This window comes from Streptomyces sp. DSM 40868 (assembly GCF_011820545.1).
Lineage (GTDB): Bacteria > Actinomycetota > Actinomycetes > Streptomycetales > Streptomycetaceae > Streptomyces > Streptomyces eurythermus.
Genome location: NZ_CP050504.1, coordinates 4441390 through 4458182, shown reverse-complemented (window position 1 = coordinate 4458182; position 16793 = coordinate 4441390). Strand labels below are relative to the sequence as shown.

Sequence of the window (16793 nt, the reverse complement as noted above, 5' to 3'; positions counted from 1 at the left end):
GTTGCTCCCTGTGTGTACGAGTGAGGCCCTGACTGGGTCTCACGTGGCGGTGTCGTCGGGCGTATCCGTGCGGGGGGCCTCCCCGCGACGGGGCAGGCCGCCCGTCGATCCATTGGTGGTGTCCTGCTGAGCGGGCCCCCCGGAGGCGGAACCCCTCAGGTCCCGCCCGGCCCGCTCGCTCTCGATGAGCTCGTTCAGCCAGCGCACTTCGCGCTCCACGGACTCCATCCCGTGGCGCTGGAGCTCAAGCGTGTAGTCGTCGAGGCGCTCCCGGGTGCGTGCCAGCGAGGCGCGCATCTTCTCCAGGCGCTCCTCCAGGCGGCTGCGCCGGCCCTCCAGGACGCGCATGCGCACATCGCGCGAGGTCTGCCCGAAGAAGGCGAACCGCGCGGCGAAGTGTTCGTCCTCGTAGGCGTCGGGGCCGGTCTGCGAGAGCAGCTCCTCGAAGTGTTCCTTGCCTTCCGCCGTCAGCCGGTAAACGATCTTGGCGCGGCGCCCGGCGAGGGGAGCGGCGAGGGCGTCGTCATGGGTGTTCCCGGGCTCCTCGATCAGCCAGCCGTTGGCGACCAGCGTCTTGAGGCACGGGTAGAGCGTCCCGTAGCTGAACGCACGGAACACACCCAGCGATGTGTTCAGCCGTTTGCGCAGCTCATAGCCGTGCATAGGAGATTCCCGCAGCAGGCCGAGCACGGCGAACTCGAGGATGCCGGAGCGCCGGCTCATCGTCGCCTCCTCCCGGCCCGCGGGGTGGTCCCGCAGGTCTCGCAGTGCCTCTCAGCGCCTTATCTCACGCTGATGTATCGGTTCGATACATCACGACGATAGAACGGCCCGTCACATGCGACAAGGGGGACGGCGGTGAACGGGATCACATCACCGATTCGTAGGAGGCAAGTTGCCTGTTTTGGGGTGAACTTCGGGGCTCGGTGGGTTTTGGCGCTGCGTAGTCTGTGCGGCATGGACACCACCGGGAACCGCGTGACGCCTGGGGAGCGTCCTCGTCCCCGGTGCAGTACGGGTGAATGCGGAACCGACCACATCCGTACTCCGGGGGGACCGGAAACCAGCCGCCGTTCCAGGCGCGCACGGGTGCGCCTGCCCGAGGAGTAATCGTTCGATGAGCGAGCACCGTCGCAAACCGCCGCAGCCGCAGGGAGGCGGACGTGCCGCGGCCCGACGCGGCCAGTCCGGCTCGTCCTCCGGCCGCCGTGCGGCACCGCGAGGCGCCACCGGGTCTCCTGCCGACTCCTATGGATTCCGTTCCCATGAGCCGGACTCCGCCGGCCCGGGGGGAGAGGAGCGCCCCTACGGCGGCCGGGCCGAGGCGCGCCGCGCGGCGCAGAGAGGCAGCCGGCGCAGAGGGGCCGACACCACGGGCCCCGGACGCGGCAGGGGCCGTGCGACGACGGCACCCGGCAAGAAGCGGTTCATCGACTACCCGCGGGCCGGCAAGGGCGGCTGGCGGCGCTGGGTGCCGTCCTGGAAGCTCGTCAGCGGGCTGTTCGTCGGCTTCGTCGGCGGCCTGGTGGTGATGATCGGCGTCGGCTACGCGATGGTGTCGATCCCTAACGAGAACGACGCGGCGAAGTCGCAGAACAACGTCTACTACTGGTCCGACGGCACCCAGATGGTGGCCACGGGCACCGGCGTCAACCGGCAGAACGTCAGCATCGACCAGATCCCCGAGGCGATGCGGTACGCGGTGATCTCCGCCGAGAACAAGTCCTTCTACCAGGACTCCGGCGTCGACCCCATGGGCATCGCGCGCGCCATGGCCAACATGGCCCGGGGCGGCCAGACGCAGGGCGGCTCGACGATCACCCAGCAGTACGTGAAGAACACGTACCTGAGCCAGGAGCAGACGGTCACCCGCAAGTTCAAGGAGATGTTCATCTCCATAAAGGTGGGCACGAAGCTCGACAAGAACCAGATTCTCCAGGGCTATCTGAACACCTCGTACTTCGGGCGGGGCGCGTACGGCATCCAGGCCGCGGCGCAGACCTACTACGGCAAGAACGCCGTCGACCTCAAGCCGAGCGAGTGCGCCGTCCTGGCCGCGCTGCTCAAGGGCCCGACGTACTACGACCCCGCGGGCAACCAGGACCTCGACAAGACGGCGACCCCGCAGGCCAACGAGAAGCGCTCCAAGGAGCGCTGGGCGTGGATCCTCGGCGAGATGCACAAGGACAAGCACCTCAGCGACGCCGAGTACAAGGAAGCCATCGCCCAGTACCCCAAGCCCGACGGCCGCAAGGCGACCCGGGGCATGACCGGCCAGGTCAGCTACCTGGTCGACACGGCGAAGAAGTACGTCCTGGCCCACTCCGACATCACGGAGGCGCAGTTCGACCGGGGCGGCTACCAGATCTACACGACCTTCGAGAAGGACAAGGTCAGCGCGCTGGCCAAGGCCGTGAAGAGCGTGCAGGAGGAGAAGCTCGACCCGGAGCACCGGGAGCTGGACAAGTACGTCCAGTTCGGCGCGGCCTCGGTGAAGCCCAAGGACGGCGCGATCGTGGCGCTGTACGGCGGTGACGGCTACGAGAAGGGGCACTTCACCAACAACGCGGACACCTCCGGTGTCCCCGTGGGTTCGACCTGGAAGCCCTTCGTGCTCGCCGCGGCCATGGAGTACGGCACGTACAAGTCCGGCGGACAGGGCGTGTCCCCGCTGAGCAAGTACAACGGCGACGACCATCTCAAGGTCCGCAAACCGGACGGGACGTATTACCTCAACAAGGACAACTCCTACTTCTTCCAGGAGAACGAGAGCGACCACCCCTGGGGCTACATCACCCTGCGCAAGGCGATGGAGCAGTCCGTCAACACACCTTTCGTGCAGCTCGGTGTCGACGTGGGGATGTCCAAGGTGCGTGACGTCGCCAAGGCGGCCGGCATCCTGCCGCAGAGCATGTCGCAGGACCTCAACCCCTCCTTCGCCATCGGTACGTCCACGCCCAGCGCGATCCGCATGGCCGACGCCTACGCGACCTTCGCCGCGTCGGGTCAGCAGACGGAGCCGTACTCCGTGACGGCCGTCAAGCACAACGGCAGCGACGCGCCCAGCTTCGTCAAGCCGAAGCCCGCCCCCAAGGAGGCGATGGACCCCAACATCGCCAACAACGTCACGGACGTCCTGGAGAACGTCATCCAGAACGGCACCGCCACGAAGGCCCTCGCTCTCGGCCGTACGGCGGCGGGCAAGACCGGTACCACCGACGAGAACAAGTCGGCCTGGTTCGTCGGCTACACCCAGCAGCTGTCGACCTCGGTGGCGATGTTCCGCGAGAACCCCAAGGACCACAGGCTGCTGTCCATGAACGGCACCGCGAACACGGACTCCATCCACGGCGGTGACATCCCGACGCAGGTGTGGACCGACTACATGAAGGCGGCGCTCAAGGGCCAGAACGACCCCGGCTTCCCGAAGTCCACCCCCATCGGCACGGTCCAGAACCAGGCGGGGGCCCCCACGCCGACCCCGAGCTTCACCCCCACCCCGAGCCGGACCCCGAGCGCCACGCCGACCCCCACTCCCAGCAAGACGACGCCCACGCCGACCCCCTCGGCGAGCGAGACCTGCGGCTTCGGATGGGGCGACAACTGCGGTGACAACGGCAACGGCAACGGCGGCGCCGACGGTGGCGGCAACGGCATCGGAGGCACGGACACGGGCGGTACCGACGGAGGCACCTTCCCGACGCCCACCGGCACCGAGACCACCGCACCCGGAACCAGCCGGGGCGATGGCAACGGCGGCGACGGCGGAGGCTGGTTCGCGGGCCAGGAGGGCTAGCCCGGTTCCGGCCGGCCGGCACGGTAGGGCCTGCCCGGAGCGTTTCACGTGAAACAGGGGCCGTCGCACCCACGAGGTGCGGCGGCCCTCGGCGTATTCCTGGACGGGTACGGCTTCCCGGACGGGTACGGCAGGATGTGCCCCATGCCCAGTGCAGAGACGACGCCCGCGAGCCAGCACGAGCCCGAGCCCGTGCGGTCCGCCCCGGCAGAACAAGTGTCGCCGACCAGGGAGGACGAGGTCGCCGCCGCCGGCAGTGAGCTGATCGGCGGCCCCCTGGGACGGCGCGCCCTGCCCGGGTCCTTCTGGTGGACCCCGGTGCGGATCGTGGCGCTCGTGGCCATCGGTATGTTCGCCCTCGGCCTGGTCCAGAAGGCACCCTGCTACCACGACGCCTGGTTCTTCGGCGCGAGCAGCCAGTACACCCACGCCTGCTACTCGGACATCCCGCACCTCTACCAGGGCCGCGGATTCGCCGACGATCTCGTGCCGTACTTCGACAAGCTCCCCGGCGACATGGACTACCTCGAATACCCGGTGCTCACCGGCGTGTTCATGGAGGTGGCCTCCTGGCTGACCCCGCACAGCGGCTCGCTCCAGCACCAGGAGCGGTGGTACTGGTTCGTCAACGCCGGGATGCTGATGGCGTGCGCCGCCGTCATCGCCGTCACCGTGGCCCGTACCCACCGCCGGCGCCCCTGGGACGCCCTGCTGGTCGCCCTGGCGCCCGCCGTCGCCCTGACCGCGACCATCAACTGGGACCTGCTCGCCGTGGCGCTGACGGCCACCGCGATGCTGATGTGGTCGCGGGGCCGGGCCCTCGCCTTCGGCGTCCTGCTGGGCCTCGCCACGGCCGCCAAGCTGTACCCCTTCCTGCTGCTCGGCCCGTTGCTGGTGCTGTGCTGGCGGGCCGGGAAGTGGCGCGCGTTCTTCCAGGCCCTGGCGGGCGCGGTGGGTGCTTGGCTCGTGGTGAACCTGCCGGTGATGCTCACCCACGACGCGTCGGGCTTCCACATCCGCGAGGGCTGGGCGAAGTTCTACACGTTCAGCAAGGAACGCGGCGTCGACTTCGGCTCCTTCTGGCTGATCTGGGCACAGAACTCCGGCGACCCGCCCACCACAGGCTTCATCAACAACGCGGCCACCGTGCTGGTGGTGCTGTGCTTCCTCGGCATCGCCGCGCTGACGTTCACCGCACCGCGCCGGCCGCGCTTCGCCCAGCTCGCCTTCCTGATGGTGGCCGCCTTCGTCCTCACCAACAAGGTCTACTCGCCGCAGTACGTCCTGTGGCTGGTGCCGCTGGCGGTCCTCGCCCGGCCCAAGTGGCGGGACTTCCTGATCTGGCAGGCGTGCGAGGTGGCGTACTTCCTGGGCATCTGGATGTACCTCGCCTACACGACCAGCGGAGACGCCCACAAGGGACTGCCGACGCAGGGCTACCACTGGGTGATCGTGGTGCACCTGCTGGGCACGCTGTACCTGTGTGGCGTCGTCGTACGGGACATCCTCATGCCGGAGCGGGACGTGGTGCGCCGGTCCGGGGACGACGATCCCTCGGGCGGGGTGCTCGACGGGGCGCCGGACGCCTTCGCGCTCGGGGCTGTGGCGGCCGGCCCGACGGGAGGGGACGCCCGGTTCGGGGCACCGCCGGTGGACTGGGGCCGCCCCGGCTCACCCTCCCCCGACGACCGCCCGCTCTGAGAGCACCGCGCGCCCCGTCGGCGTGGCGCGGGCAGACGGAAGGCCCGCGCCCCGTCGGCGTGGCGCGGGCAGACGGAAGGCCGTACCCGGGACTCCGGGTACGGCCTTCCCGCCGTCGTGACCTGCCTCAGCGGTCCACGATGCGGTCGAACTGGGTCGTGGTGTGCCGCAGGTGGGCCACCAGCTCGTCGCCCACATGCGGCTCGGGGGCGTCCGAGGGCACGAACAGGATCGACACCTGCATGTGCGGCGGCTCGGCGAACCAGCGCTGCTTGCCGCCCCAGACGAACGGGGACAGGTTCCGGTTGACCGTGGCCAGACCGGCCCGGGCGACGCCCTTGGCCCGCGGCATGACGCCGTGCAGGGCCTTCGGGGCCTCCAGGCCCACCCCGTGCGACGTACCGCCCGCCACGACCACCAGGTAGCCGTCGGAGGCCGCCTTCTGCTGCCGGTAGCCGAACCGGTCGCCCTTCGCCACGCGCGTGACGTCCAGGACCGCGCCGCGGTACTCGGTGGCGTCGTGGTCCCCCAGCCACAGCCGCGTGCCGATACGGGCGCGGAACCGGGTCTGCGGGAACTGCTGCTGGAGGCGGATCAGCTCCTCCGCCTTGAGGTGGCTGACGAACATCGTGTGCAGCGGCAGCCGGGCCGCGCGCAGCCGGTCCATCCAGCCGATGACCTCCTCGACGGCGTCCGAACCGTCGGTGCGGTCCAGCGGCAGGTGGATGGCGAAGCCCTCCAGCCGGACGTTCTCTATGGCCTGGTGCAGCTGCGGCAGGTCCTGCTCGCTGACGCCGTGCCGCTTCATCGAGGACATCACCTCGATGACGACACGGGCGCCCACGAGGCCGTAGACGCCGTCGACGGACGACACCGAGCGGATCACCCGGTCGGGCAGCGGAACGGGTTCCTCGCCCCGCCGGTACGGCGTCAGCACCAGCAGGTCACCGCCGAAGAAGTCCTTGATGCGCGCGGCCTCGTACGTGGTGCCGACCGCGAGCAGATCGGCGCCGAGCCGTGTGGCCTCCTCCGACAGCCGTTCGTGCCCGAAGCCGTAGCCGTTGCCCTTGCAGACCGGGACGAGCCCTGGGAACTGCTCCTGCACGTGCTTGTGGTGCGCCCGCCAGCGCGCGGTGTCGACGTAGAGCGTGAGCGCCATGGCCGGACCCGGGACCTTTCTCGTGGCTGGGTGGATCAGAGAGGGAAGAACTGTGAAGGCTATGGAATCAAACGCCGGCGGCTCAGCGGCGCGACATGTAGATGTCGAGCGCCTTGTGGAGCAGCTTGTTCAGCGGGAAGTCCCATTCGCCGAGGTACTCGGCGGCCTGACCGCCGGTGCCCACCTTGAACTGGATCAGACCGAAGAGGTGGTCGGTCTCGTCCAGGGAGTCGGAGATACCGCGCAGGTCGTAGACGGTGGCGCCCATCGCGTAGGCGTCGCGCAGCATCCGCCACTGCATCGCGTTCGAGGGCCGGACCTCGCGGCCGATGTTGTCCGAGGCACCGTAGGAGTACCAGACGTGACCGCCGACGATCAGCATCGTCGCCGCGGAGAGGTTCACGCCGTTGTGGCGCGCGAAGTACAGCCGCATGCGGTTGGGGTCCTCGGTGTTGAGGGCGGTCCACATGCGCTGGAAGTACGACAGCGGGCGCGGCCGGAACCGGTCGCGGACGGCCGTGATCTCGTACAGCCGCTGCCACTCGGGCAGGTCCTGGTAGCCGCCCTGGACGACCTCGACGCCCGCCTTCTCCGCCTTCTTGATGTTGCGGCGCCACAGCTGGTTGAAGTTCTTGTGGACCTCTTCCAGGGAGCGGTTGGCCAGCGGAACCTGGTAGACGTAGCGGGGCTGCACGTCGCCGAAGCCGGCGCCGCCGTCCTCGCCCTGCTGCCAGCCCATGCGGCGCAGCTTGTCGGACACCTCGAAGGCGCGCGGCTCGATGTAGTCGGCCTGCAGGTCGCGCAGCCGCTTGACGTCCGGATCCTGGATGCCGCGCTTGATCGTGTCGGCGTTCCAGCGGCGGATGATCACCGGCGGGCCCATCTTCACGGAGAAGGCACCCTGCTGCTTCAGGTGCGCCAGCATCGGCTGGATCCAGTCGTCCAGGTTCGGCGCGTACCAGTTGATGACCGGGCCCTCGGGCAGATACGCGAGGTAGCGCTTGATCTTGGGCAGCTGGCGGTAGAGGACCAGACCGACGCCGACCAGGTGACCGCTCTTGTCGAACCAGCCGAGGTTCTCCGAGCGCCACTCCGCCTTGACATCGGCCCAGGCCGGGACCTGCATGTGGCTCGCCGCCGGCAGGCTCTGGATGAAGGCCAGATGCTGCTCGCGACTGATGGTCCTCAGGGTCAGGCTCATTCGGGGCGCTCCTCGGGCTGGTGTGTCCCCATGGGTTCAGGGGCTCCGGCTCTCGCGCCGAAGCCTACTGCGCCTCGCGAGCGCCCCGACTGGGCATATGGGCCTCGAGCCGGGGAGTCAGCCGACGACACCGCCGAACAGACCACCGTGCGCCATGCCGATCAGGAAGCCGACCCCCGCGGCACCGAGTCCCAGGATGAGGCCGAACCGCTGCCGCGTGGTCACCGAGATCCACTGTCCGTACACGCCGGTGCACAGCGCGACCAGGCCCGCCCACGAGGTCAGCAGGTGGAGGCTGTGGAAGAAGGCGGTGATGAAGGACAGCACGCCCAGGACGAGCGTCACCGCCATCAGGGCGTCCTGCAGGGGATGGGGCTTGCCGTCCGAGGCGAAGAGGGAACCGGCGGTGTTGGGTTGCAATGCCTGTGCCATGGGCACCTCCAGCGGAAGGCGGCGCATCGTAGCGCCGTACACACCCGTTGTGTACAGATTGTCCGGCCCGGCGGCCGGATTTCAACCGGAAGCGGGTGTGCGGGTAGTCTGTACCGTCTGCACTGGTGTCTGCCCAGACCTGTACAGGTCACACCGACCGGCTCCCCAGAGGGAACCCCGATTGTCAGTGGCGGCCGATACCGTTGCGTACGCATCACAACCCTCCTGCCACGGAACGACCGTGGCCGCTGAGTCCAAAGGAGGTGGGTTCCACATGCGTCACTACGAGGTGATGGTCATCCTCGACCCCGATCTCGAGGAGCGCGCTGTCTCCCCGCTGATCGAGAACTTCCTGTCCGTCGTCCGTGATGGCGGCGGCAAGGTTGAGAAGGTCGACACCTGGGGCCGTCGTCGTCTCGCCTACGAGATCAAGAAGAAGCCCGAGGGCATCTACTCGGTCATCGACCTGCAGGCCGAGCCTGCGGTCGTCAAGGAGCTCGACCGCCAGATGAACCTGAACGAGTCGGTCCTCCGGACCAAGGTCCTCCGTCCCGAGACCCACTGAGCCCCGCGCTCAGCTGATCCCGGGATTCGAGTAGCAGCAACCAAGCAGCCAGAGCAGCAAACCCGCCGAGAGGTTCCCCCATGGCAGGCGAGACCGTCATCACGGTCATCGGCAATCTTGTCGACGACCCCGAGCTGCGCTTCACCCCGTCCGGTGCGGCGGTCGCGAAGTTCCGCGTCGCGTCCACTCCCCGCACCTTCGACCGCCAGACGAACGAGTGGAAGGACGGCGAGAGCCTCTTCCTGACCTGCTCGGTCTGGCGCCAGGCGGCGGAGAACGTCGCCGAGTCGCTCCAGCGAGGCATGCGCGTCATCGTGCAGGGCCGGCTGAAGCAGCGGTCCTACGAGGACCGCGAGGGCGTCAAGCGCACGGTCTACGAGCTGGACGTCGACGAAGTCGGCCCCAGCCTGCGCAACGCCACGGCCAAGGTCACCAAGACCGCCGGTGGCGGTGCCCGCGGTGGCCAGGGCGGTTACGGCGGCGGTGGCGGTCAGGGCGGCGGCTGGGGCGGCGGCCCCGGTGGCGGTCAGGGCGGCGCTCCGGCCGACGACCCGTGGGCGACCGGCGCTCCCGCCGGTGGCAACCAGCAGGGTGGCGGCGGCTGGGGCGGCGGCTCCGGCGGCGGTGGCGGCTACTCGGACGAACCCCCCTTCTAAGCCTTCGGGCCAGGCCTTCCGGGCCGGTCCGGGCCGAGGGCGGGTCGTACCCCCACTTCTTGATCACACAGGAGAACACCATGGCGAAGCCGCCTGTGCGCAAGCCGAAGAAGAAGGTCTGCGCTTTCTGCAAGGACAAGGTCACGTACGTGGACTACAAGGACACGAACATGCTGCGGAAGTTCATTTCCGACCGCGGCAAGATCCGTGCCCGTCGCGTGACCGGCAACTGCACGCAGCACCAGCGTGACGTCGCCACGGCCGTCAAGAACAGCCGTGAGATGGCGCTGCTGCCCTACACCTCCACCGCGCGATAAGGGAAGGGTGACCGACTCATGAAGATCATCCTCACCCACGAGGTCTCCGGCCTCGGTGCCGCGGGCGACGTCGTCGACGTCAAGGACGGTTACGCTCGCAACTACCTGATCCCGCGGAAGTTCGCTATCCGCTGGACCAAGGGCGGCGAGAAGGACGTCGAGCAGATCCGCCGCGCCCGTAAGATCCACGAGATCCAGACCATCGAGCAGGCCAACCAGGTGAAGGCCCAGCTCGAGGGCGTCAAGGTCCGCCTGGCCGTCCGCTCCGGCGACTCCGGCCGTCTCTTCGGTTCCGTCACCCCGGCCGACATCGCGTCCGCGATCAAGGCTTCCGGTGGCCCCGAGGTCGACAAGCGCCGCATCGAGCTCGGTGCTCCGATCAAGACCCTGGGCGCCCACGAGACGTCCGTGCGTCTGCACCCCGAGGTTGCCGCCAAGGTCAACATCGAGGTCGTCGCGGCCTGATCGCCGCGTGATCGCAACGCTCGCTTGAGCCGTTGAGAGGGGCCGCATCCGTGAAGGGTGCGGCCCCTTTGGCATGACCGTGCGTCCCGGGTTCGGGGGCGGTCACCGCGGCATGTTTCACGTGAAACGGGCGGGCGGCCGGAAGCGTGCGGAACCGTCAGCGGGTCGCGCCCGTCACGATCCAACGGCCCGAGCGGGTGCGCAGCCACAGCGTCAGCATGCGGACCATCATCATCAGGGCCATAGCCGCCCAGACCGCGGTGAGCCCGCCGCCGAGCGTGGGCACCAGCAGGGCCACAGGGGCGAATACAGCCAGCGTGACGACCATGGCCCAGGCCAGATAGGGGCCGTCTCCCGCACCCATCAGGACTCCGTCCAGGACGAAGACGATCCCGCAGACGGGCTGCGCGAGCGCCACGAGCAACAGGGCCGGCAGCGCGGCGTCCTTCACTCCGGAGTCGCCGGTGAACAGTGGCAGGAAGAGCGGCCGCGTGACCACCACGAGCACGCCCAGGACGACACCGGTCGCGATGCCCCACTGGACCATGCGCCGGCAGGCCTGGCGGGCCCCCTGGGCGTCGTCCGCGCCGAGATAGCGGCCGATGATGGCCTGCCCTGCGATCGCTATCGCGTCGAGCGCGAAGGCCAGCAGGCTCCACAGGGAGAGGATGATCTGGTGCGCGGCGATGTCGGCGTCCCCAAGGCGGGCCGCAACCGCCGTGGCGATCATGGTCATCGCCCGCAGGGACAGCGTGCGGACCAAGAGGGGTACGCCGGCCTGGGCCGAGGCACGGATCCCGGCCGCGTCGGGCCGGAGCGAGGCACCGTGCCGACGGGCCCCACGGACGACCACCGTCAGATAGACGGCGGCCATGCCGCACTGCGCGATGACCGTGCCCCAGGCCGAGCCGGCGATCCCCAGTCCGGCGCCGTAGACGAGTACGGCGTTGAGGGCGGCGTTGGTGACGAAGCCGGCGATGGCGACGTAGAGCGGGGTCCTGGTGTCGTGCAGGCCGCGCAGTACCCCGGTCGCGGCCAGGACGATGAGCATCGGGGGGATGCCCAGCGCCGAGATGCGCAGATAGGTGGTGGCGTAGGGGGCCGCGGTGGACGAGGCACCGAAGAGATCGACGATACCGGGGGCCAGCGGCAGGAAGACGGCGATGACGGCGATGCCGAGCAGCAGCGCCAGCCAGATGCCGTCCATGCCCTGCCGGAGCGCCGCCGGGAGATCGCCGGCGCCCATTCGGCGGGCCACCGCGGCGGTGGTGGCGTAGGCGAGGAAGACGAACACGCTCACGGCGGTGGTCAGGAGCGCCGAGGCGACGCCGAGACCGGCCAGCTGGGCGGTTCCGAGATGGCCGACGATCGCACTGTCGGCCATGACGAAAAGAGGCTCGGCGACGAGGGCGCCGAAGGCCGGGACGGCCAGCGCGACGATTTCTCGGTCGTGCCGCCGCCGGGTGGCCTGGGGTATGTCTGGAGCCTCTGTCATGCGCATCAATCTAATCGTCCACAGGTAAGCGATGCAACCGTCTAGTGCTCCTTACCTCTCGTCTCGGGCCGTGTCGTTTCGGGCACCGTTCGAAGCGATCTTGGCCCGACTGGGGAAGTTTTTCTTCTGCACAGCCGGTGGATCGCAAAAGCGCAGGTCAGAGACGTGATGCTGGGAAGATCGAGGGCTTGTTCACAGGGCTGTCCACCGGGTCGTGCACAGGTTTCGGCGAGTTCTCCACAGCATCGGGCCCGTCGTCCACATGGCCTGTGGATAACCAGATTGGCTGACGGTGCCGACGGGCCTACCGTGGTGCGGCGCCCGCTCCTTCCCGCGGCCCGGCGAGTGACCCTCTTCCGGCCCGGGAACCGTCACAAATCCGACGCGCGAGAACCGGAGTCGGGCTTCTCGATTTGTCAGTGTCGTGCCGTACAAAAGAGGCCACGGCGAGGTCCGCCGTGCGGACGGGAGGAGGTGGCTCGGTGAGCATTTCCGAGCCCTTGGACGATCCGTGGGCCGACAGCGGACCCAGCGATCGTCTGCCGGCCTCCCGTCGGCGGGGCGACGGCGCCCGCGGCCGGGACGAGCAGCACGACCGGGGCCGGGAGTCCGGCGCCTGGGACGGCGGGGCCTCCGCCTTCGAGCGGGTGCCGCCGCAGGACCTGGACGCCGAGCAGTCCGTGCTGGGCGGCATGCTGCTGTCCAAGGACGCCATCGCCGACGTCGTGGAGATCCTCAAGGGCCACGACTTCTACAAGCCCGCGCACGAGACGATCTACCAGGCCATCCTGGACGTCTACGCCAAGGGCGAGCCGGCGGACCCGATCACCATCGCCGCCGAGCTGACCAAGCGCGGCGAGATCAACAAGGTCGGCGGCGCCGCCTATCTGCACAGCCTCGTCCAGACCGTCCCGACGGCGGCCAACGCCGAGTACTACGCGGAGATCGTCCACGAGCGGGCCGTCCTGCGCCGCCTGGTCGAAGCCGGTACGCGCATCACACAGATGGGTTACGCGGCCGACGGCGACGTGGACGAGATCGTCAACCGTGCCCAGGCCGAGATCTACGCCGTCACCGAGCAGCGCACCAGCGAGGACTACCTCCCGCTCGGCGACATCATGGAGGGCGCCCTCGACGAGATCGAGGCGATCGGCTCGCGCAGCGGCGAGATGACGGGCGTGCCCACCGGGTTCACCGACTTCGACTCCCTCACGAACGGCCTCCACCCCGGGCAGATGATCGTCATCGCCGCCCGTCCCGCCATGGGTAAGTCCACGCTCGCGCTGGACTTCGCCCGGGCCGCGTCCATCAAGCACAACCTGCCGAGCGTGATCTTCTCGCTCGAGATGGGCCGCAACGAGATCGCGATGCGACTGCTGTCCGCCGAGGCCCGGGTCGCCCTGCACCACATGCGGTCCGGCACGATGACGGATGAGGACTGGACGAGGCTCGCCCGCCGGATGCCGGACGTGTCGGCCGCGCCGCTCTACATCGACGACTCCCCGAACCTGTCGATGATGGAGATCCGGGCCAAGTGCCGGCGCCTGAAGCAGCGCAACGACCTGAAGCTCGTCGTCATCGACTACCTCCAGCTGATGCAGTCCGGCGGCTCCAAGCGCGCCGAGAGCCGTCAGCAGGAGGTCTCGGACATGTCCCGTAACCTCAAGCTGCTCGCCAAGGAGCTGGAGATCCCGGTCATCGCGCTCTCCCAGCTCAACCGTGGCCCCGAGCAGCGCACCGACAAGAAGCCGATGGTCTCCGACCTGCGTGAGTCCGGCTCCATCGAGCAGGACGCCGACATGGTCATCCTGCTGCACCGCGAGGACGCCTACGAGAAGGAGTCCCCGCGCGCGGGCGAGGCGGACCTGATCGTCGCCAAGCACCGAAACGGCCCCACGGCCACCATCACGGTCGCCTTCCAGGGCCACTACTCCCGCTTCGTGGACATGGCCCAGACCTGAGTTCCTCTGACGTGTGAAACCTCGGCCCTGGTGGCGATGACGCTCCAGGGTTCCGGTGCACAGTGCGCGCCACTAGGGTGTGCCGATGGTGTCGATCAAGCAGTTCCAGGTCACCTTCGACTGCGCGGAACCGGAGCGGCTCGCCCGCTTCTGGTGCGAGGTGCTGGGGTATGTCGTGCCTCCGCCGCCGGAGGGGTTCACCAGCTGGGAGGAGTTCAGCCGTTCGCTGCCGCCGGAGGCCCAGGGTTCGCGGTTCGCCTGCGTCGATCCCTCCGGTGTGGGTCCGCGCCTGTTCTTCCAGCGCGTTCCCGAGGGCAAGGTCGTCAAGAACCGGGTGCATCTGTGCGTGCGGGTCGGCACCGGGCTCGTCGGTGAGGAGCGCCTGGCCGCGCTCGAAGCCGAGTGCGCGCGACTGGTCCCGCTGGGGGCGGTACGCCAGCGACTGCTGTACGACGGCCATGATTCGTGCATCGTGATGCAGGACATCGAGGGCAACGAGTTCTGTCTGGACTGAGGGGCCCGCGAACGCGACGAGCCGTACCACGCCAAGCGGTGCCACGGCGGCCTGAGCACGGTAAATGGATTCGACGGCCGCCGCCGGCACGGGGTGGACTGGGCGCATGACGACACATCAGGAATCGCTGCTGCCGGGTACCCGGCGCGCGCTGCTGCACCGGATCGCCGTCGCGCAGGCCGAGGGGCGGACTCCGTCGCTGGTGGCCGCCGTCGTACGGGACGGGCGGGCCGTGTGGCACGGGGCGCGGACGTCGGTGGACGGACACGGACCGGACGAGACAGTGCAGTACCGGATCGGGTCCATCACCAAGACCTTCACCGCCGTGCTGGTGCTGCGGCTGCGCGACCAGGGCCTGCTCGACATCGGTGATCCACTGGAGAAGCATCTGCCGGGCACCGGCGTGGGGGAGGTGACCATCGCGGAGCTGCTCGCCCACACCGCGGGGCTGGCGGCCGAGTCACCCGCGCCCTGGTGGGAGCGCACGCCCGGCTCGCTGCGGCCCGAGCTGAGCGATGTGCTGGGCGAGCAGCCCCTGTTGCATCCCGCCGGACGGCGGCACCACTACTCCAACCCGGGCTACACCCTGCTCGGCGCCCTGGTGGAGGAGGTGCGCGGCGCCCCTTGGGAGGAGGTGCTGCGCGAGGAGATCCTGGAGCCCCTCGGCCTGCACCGGACGAGTACGCAACCGCAGGCTCCGCACGCGGGCGGCTGGGCCGTGCACCCGTGGGCCGACGCGATGCTGCCCGAGCCGCTGGAGGACCTGGGCCGGATGGCGCCGGCCGGTCAGCTCTGGTCGACCACCGGGGACCTGGCGCGGTTCGCCGCGTTCCTGACCCGGGGAGACGACCGGGTCCTCGGCGCTGAGTCGGTGGCGGAGATGCGGAGGCCCGCGGCACCGGCCGAGAGCGCGGACGTGGTGGACGGGGTCACGTACGGTCTCGGGCTGCAGATCCAGCACCGGGGCGGCCGGTTGCTCGTCGGGCACTCCGGTTCGCTGCCGGGCTTCCTGGCGAGTCTCACCATCAGCGTGGCGGACGATGTCGCCGCGGTGGTGCTCACCAACTGCACCAGCGGTCCGCTGCCGGGTGCCGTGGCGGCGGACCTGGTGCGAATCGTCGCCGAGGCGGAGCCCCGCATCCCCGAGCCCTGGCGGCCGCTGCGCGAGATCGATCCGGCGGTGCTGGAGCTGGTGGGGCAGTGGTACTGGGGGACGCACGCCTTCGGCCTGCGCGCGACCGCCGACGGGCTGCTCTGCCTGGCGCCGCTGACAGGGGGAGGCCGCAGGGCCCGCTTCCGCGCGAACGGGGACGGTACCTGGACCGGGCTGGAGGGCTACTACGCCGGGGAACTGCTGCGGCCCGTGCGGCGCCCGGACGGGGCCGTGAGCCATCTCGATCTCGGCTCGTTTGTGTTCACCCGGCAGCCGTACGACCCCGAGGCCGCGGTGCCCGGGGGCGTGGACGCACAGGGGTGGCGGGGCATCGGCTGATCCCCGGCCGGCCAGGGGTGTGTTTCACGTGAAACACACCCCTTTGGCCGTTGCGGCGCACCGGAGCACGGTCAGAGTCGCAGTTTGAAGCCCTCGTGCGAGGCCGTGAAGCCCAGCCGTTCGTAGAAGCGGTGGGCGTCGGTGCGTGTCTTGTCGGACGTCAGCTGCACCATCCGGCAGCCGAGCTGCCGCGAGGTGTCGATCGCCCACTCGATCAGCTTGCTGCCCAGCCCGCTGCCCCGTTCGTCGGCGTGGATGCGCACGGCCTCGATGAGGGCGCGGGTGGCCCCCCGGTGCGAGAGTCCGGGGATGATCGTGAGTTGCAGGGTGCCGATGACGCGGCCTTCGCGCACGGCGACGACGAGGTGCTGGTTCGGATCGGCGGCCAGGCGCGCCAGCGCGGTCCGGTAGGGCGTCAGGTCGTCCGGTGACTCGCGCTGGGCGCCGAGCGGATCATCGGCGAGCATCGCCACGATCGCCGGCAGGTCGTCGGCGGTCGCGGCGCGTATCTCAAGATCTCCCATGCGCGCACCCTATGCGGGCACGTTCAGCGACTCCACCACTCGTACCAGCGGGGCCAGTTCGGGAAGCTTCGCGGCATCGTCCAGGGCCTCACGCAGGGCGGCGTCATTGGTGGGCCGCGCCTCTTCCAGCAGGCGCAGGCCCGCCTCGGTGACGTTGGTGTAGATGCCTCGCCGGTCGGTGGGGCACAGGTAGCGCTCCAGCAGGCCGCGGTCCTCCAGCCGGCTCACCAGGCGGGTGGTGGCGCTCTGGCTGAGGACGACCGCGTCGGCGACCTGCTTCATCTGCAGATGTCCGCCATCGCCGGCGTGCTGCCTGCTGAGCACGTCCAGCAGCGAGTACTCGCGCACGCTCAGATCGTGCTTGGCCTGCAAGGCGCGTTCGATGTGCGCCTCGATCCTTCCGTGCAGCGCAGAAAGGGCGCACCAGCCCTGAGCGAGGGCGGTGAGCGCTGGGTCCGTCGCTGTCATTGGCGTTTCCTCCGTCCAGGAGCGGCTCCCACAAGGGTAGAGCACCG

16 protein-coding genes are annotated in these 16793 nt (G+C 69.4%); 9 read left to right on the top strand and 7 right to left on the bottom strand.

Annotated features, from left to right (window positions below; translation table 11 throughout):
• Window positions 1-39 precede the first annotated feature (39 nt).
• Window positions 40-723 carry a PadR family transcriptional regulator gene (locus HB370_RS20310; protein WP_030615125.1) on the bottom strand — a complete coding sequence of 228 codons (684 nt, stop codon included), beginning with the start codon at window positions 721-723 and terminating at the stop codon, window positions 40-42.
• A gap of 394 nt (window positions 724-1117) precedes the next feature.
• Here HB370_RS20310 and HB370_RS20305 point away from each other — a divergent pair, with 394 nt between their 5' ends.
• Entirely contained in the window at window positions 1118-3796 is a 2679-nt protein-coding gene (locus HB370_RS20305) for a transglycosylase domain-containing protein (RefSeq protein WP_208974422.1), read from the top strand.
• Between the two features lie 144 nt (window positions 3797-3940).
• Window positions 3941-5497: a glycosyltransferase 87 family protein gene (locus tag HB370_RS20300; protein ID WP_030786348.1), complete on the top strand. Its 1557-nt coding sequence runs from the start codon at window positions 3941-3943 to the stop codon at window positions 5495-5497.
• 127 nt (window positions 5498-5624) lie between these two features.
• Here HB370_RS20300 and HB370_RS20295 read toward each other — a convergent pair whose 3' ends face one another.
• The 3 genes from HB370_RS20295 to HB370_RS20285 all read right to left on the bottom strand — a co-directional run bounded on the left by HB370_RS20295 (window position 5625) and on the right by HB370_RS20285 (window position 8289).
• Window positions 5625-6656: an alanine racemase gene (locus HB370_RS20295; RefSeq protein WP_030786347.1), complete on the bottom strand. Its 1032-nt coding sequence runs from the start codon at window positions 6654-6656 to the stop codon at window positions 5625-5627.
• Window positions 6657-6738: 82 nt separating this feature from the next.
• Window positions 6739-7857 (bottom strand): peptidoglycan bridge formation glycyltransferase FemA/FemB family protein, encoded by a 1119-nt coding sequence (locus tag HB370_RS20290; protein WP_030786336.1) that lies wholly within the window; start codon window positions 7855-7857, stop codon window positions 6739-6741.
• A 117-nt stretch (window positions 7858-7974) separates the two neighbouring features.
• Window positions 7975-8289, bottom strand: a complete 315-nt coding sequence (locus tag HB370_RS20285) for a hypothetical protein (RefSeq protein ID WP_030786334.1) — start codon at window positions 8287-8289, stop codon at window positions 7975-7977.
• Between the two features lie 274 nt (window positions 8290-8563).
• Here HB370_RS20285 and rpsF point away from each other — a divergent pair, with 274 nt between their 5' ends.
• The 4 genes from rpsF to rplI all read left to right on the top strand — a co-directional run bounded on the left by rpsF (window position 8564) and on the right by rplI (window position 10292).
• Window positions 8564-8854 (top strand): 30S ribosomal protein S6, encoded by a 291-nt coding sequence (gene rpsF / locus HB370_RS20280; RefSeq protein WP_014673750.1) that lies wholly within the window; start codon window positions 8564-8566, stop codon window positions 8852-8854.
• An 80-nt stretch (window positions 8855-8934) separates the two neighbouring features.
• Window positions 8935-9510 carry a single-stranded DNA-binding protein gene (locus tag HB370_RS20275; RefSeq protein WP_030786330.1) on the top strand — a complete coding sequence of 192 codons (576 nt, stop codon included), beginning with the start codon at window positions 8935-8937 and terminating at the stop codon, window positions 9508-9510.
• Between the two features lie 80 nt (window positions 9511-9590).
• Window positions 9591-9827, top strand: a complete 237-nt coding sequence (gene rpsR / locus HB370_RS20270) for a 30S ribosomal protein S18 (RefSeq protein WP_003949403.1) — start codon at window positions 9591-9593, stop codon at window positions 9825-9827.
• An 18-nt stretch (window positions 9828-9845) separates the two neighbouring features.
• Window positions 9846-10292 carry a 50S ribosomal protein L9 gene (gene rplI, locus HB370_RS20265; RefSeq protein WP_030786327.1) on the top strand — a complete coding sequence of 149 codons (447 nt, stop codon included), beginning with the start codon at window positions 9846-9848 and terminating at the stop codon, window positions 10290-10292.
• Between the two features lie 157 nt (window positions 10293-10449).
• Here rplI and HB370_RS20260 read toward each other — a convergent pair whose 3' ends face one another.
• On the bottom strand, window positions 10450-11787 hold the full coding sequence (locus HB370_RS20260; protein WP_030786324.1) for an MATE family efflux transporter: 1338 nt from the start codon (window positions 11785-11787) through the stop codon (window positions 10450-10452).
• A gap of 482 nt (window positions 11788-12269) precedes the next feature.
• On the opposite strand from HB370_RS20260, the gene dnaB reads away from it, so the two are divergent.
• The 3 genes from dnaB to HB370_RS20245 all read left to right on the top strand — a co-directional run bounded on the left by dnaB (window position 12270) and on the right by HB370_RS20245 (window position 15754).
• Window positions 12270-13748 (top strand): replicative DNA helicase, encoded by a 1479-nt coding sequence (gene dnaB / locus HB370_RS20255; RefSeq protein ID WP_030786322.1) that lies wholly within the window; start codon window positions 12270-12272, stop codon window positions 13746-13748.
• Between the two features lie 85 nt (window positions 13749-13833).
• Window positions 13834-14262 (top strand): VOC family protein, encoded by a 429-nt coding sequence (locus HB370_RS20250; RefSeq protein WP_030786320.1) that lies wholly within the window; start codon window positions 13834-13836, stop codon window positions 14260-14262.
• Window positions 14263-14368: 106 nt separating this feature from the next.
• A complete protein-coding gene (locus HB370_RS20245) occupies window positions 14369-15754 on the top strand; it encodes a serine hydrolase domain-containing protein (protein ID WP_030786318.1) in 1386 nt (461 codons plus the stop codon).
• A 71-nt stretch (window positions 15755-15825) separates the two neighbouring features.
• Here the strand turns inward: HB370_RS20245 and HB370_RS20240 are convergent, their stop codons facing one another.
• Window positions 15826-16278 (bottom strand): GNAT family N-acetyltransferase, encoded by a 453-nt coding sequence (locus tag HB370_RS20240; RefSeq protein ID WP_030786315.1) that lies wholly within the window; start codon window positions 16276-16278, stop codon window positions 15826-15828.
• A gap of 9 nt (window positions 16279-16287) precedes the next feature.
• Complete coding sequence (locus tag HB370_RS20235) at window positions 16288-16746, bottom strand: MarR family transcriptional regulator (protein ID WP_030786314.1); 459 nt, start codon at window positions 16744-16746, stop codon at window positions 16288-16290.
• Between the last annotated feature and the right edge of the window lie 47 nt (window positions 16747-16793).

Bases quoted from the DNA above. Each gene is read 5' to 3' on its own strand.
- HB370_RS20310 (WP_030615125.1), bottom strand. From the start codon at position 723: ATGAGCCGGCGCTCCGGCATCCTCGAGTTCGCCGTGCTCGGCCTGCTG.
- HB370_RS20305 (WP_208974422.1), top strand. From the start codon at position 1,118: ATGAGCGAGCACCGTCGCAAACCGCCGCAGCCGCAGGGAGGCGGACGT.
- HB370_RS20300 (WP_030786348.1), top strand. From the start codon at position 3,941: ATGCCCAGTGCAGAGACGACGCCCGCGAGCCAGCACGAGCCCGAGCCC.
- HB370_RS20295 (WP_030786347.1), bottom strand. From the start codon at position 6,656: ATGGCGCTCACGCTCTACGTCGACACCGCGCGCTGGCGGGCGCACCAC.
- HB370_RS20290 (WP_030786336.1), bottom strand. From the start codon at position 7,857: ATGAGCCTGACCCTGAGGACCATCAGTCGCGAGCAGCATCTGGCCTTC.
- HB370_RS20285 (WP_030786334.1), bottom strand. From the start codon at position 8,289: ATGGCACAGGCATTGCAACCCAACACCGCCGGTTCCCTCTTCGCCTCG.
- rpsF (WP_014673750.1), top strand. From the start codon at position 8,564: ATGCGTCACTACGAGGTGATGGTCATCCTCGACCCCGATCTCGAGGAG.
- HB370_RS20275 (WP_030786330.1), top strand. From the start codon at position 8,935: ATGGCAGGCGAGACCGTCATCACGGTCATCGGCAATCTTGTCGACGAC.
- rpsR (WP_003949403.1), top strand. From the start codon at position 9,591: ATGGCGAAGCCGCCTGTGCGCAAGCCGAAGAAGAAGGTCTGCGCTTTC.
- rplI (WP_030786327.1), top strand. From the start codon at position 9,846: ATGAAGATCATCCTCACCCACGAGGTCTCCGGCCTCGGTGCCGCGGGC.
- HB370_RS20260 (WP_030786324.1), bottom strand. From the start codon at position 11,787: ATGACAGAGGCTCCAGACATACCCCAGGCCACCCGGCGGCGGCACGAC.
- HB370_RS20250 (WP_030786320.1), top strand. From the start codon at position 13,834: ATGGTGTCGATCAAGCAGTTCCAGGTCACCTTCGACTGCGCGGAACCG.
- HB370_RS20245 (WP_030786318.1), top strand. From the start codon at position 14,369: ATGACGACACATCAGGAATCGCTGCTGCCGGGTACCCGGCGCGCGCTG.
- HB370_RS20240 (WP_030786315.1), bottom strand. From the start codon at position 16,278: ATGGGAGATCTTGAGATACGCGCCGCGACCGCCGACGACCTGCCGGCG.
- HB370_RS20235 (WP_030786314.1), bottom strand. From the start codon at position 16,746: ATGACAGCGACGGACCCAGCGCTCACCGCCCTCGCTCAGGGCTGGTGC.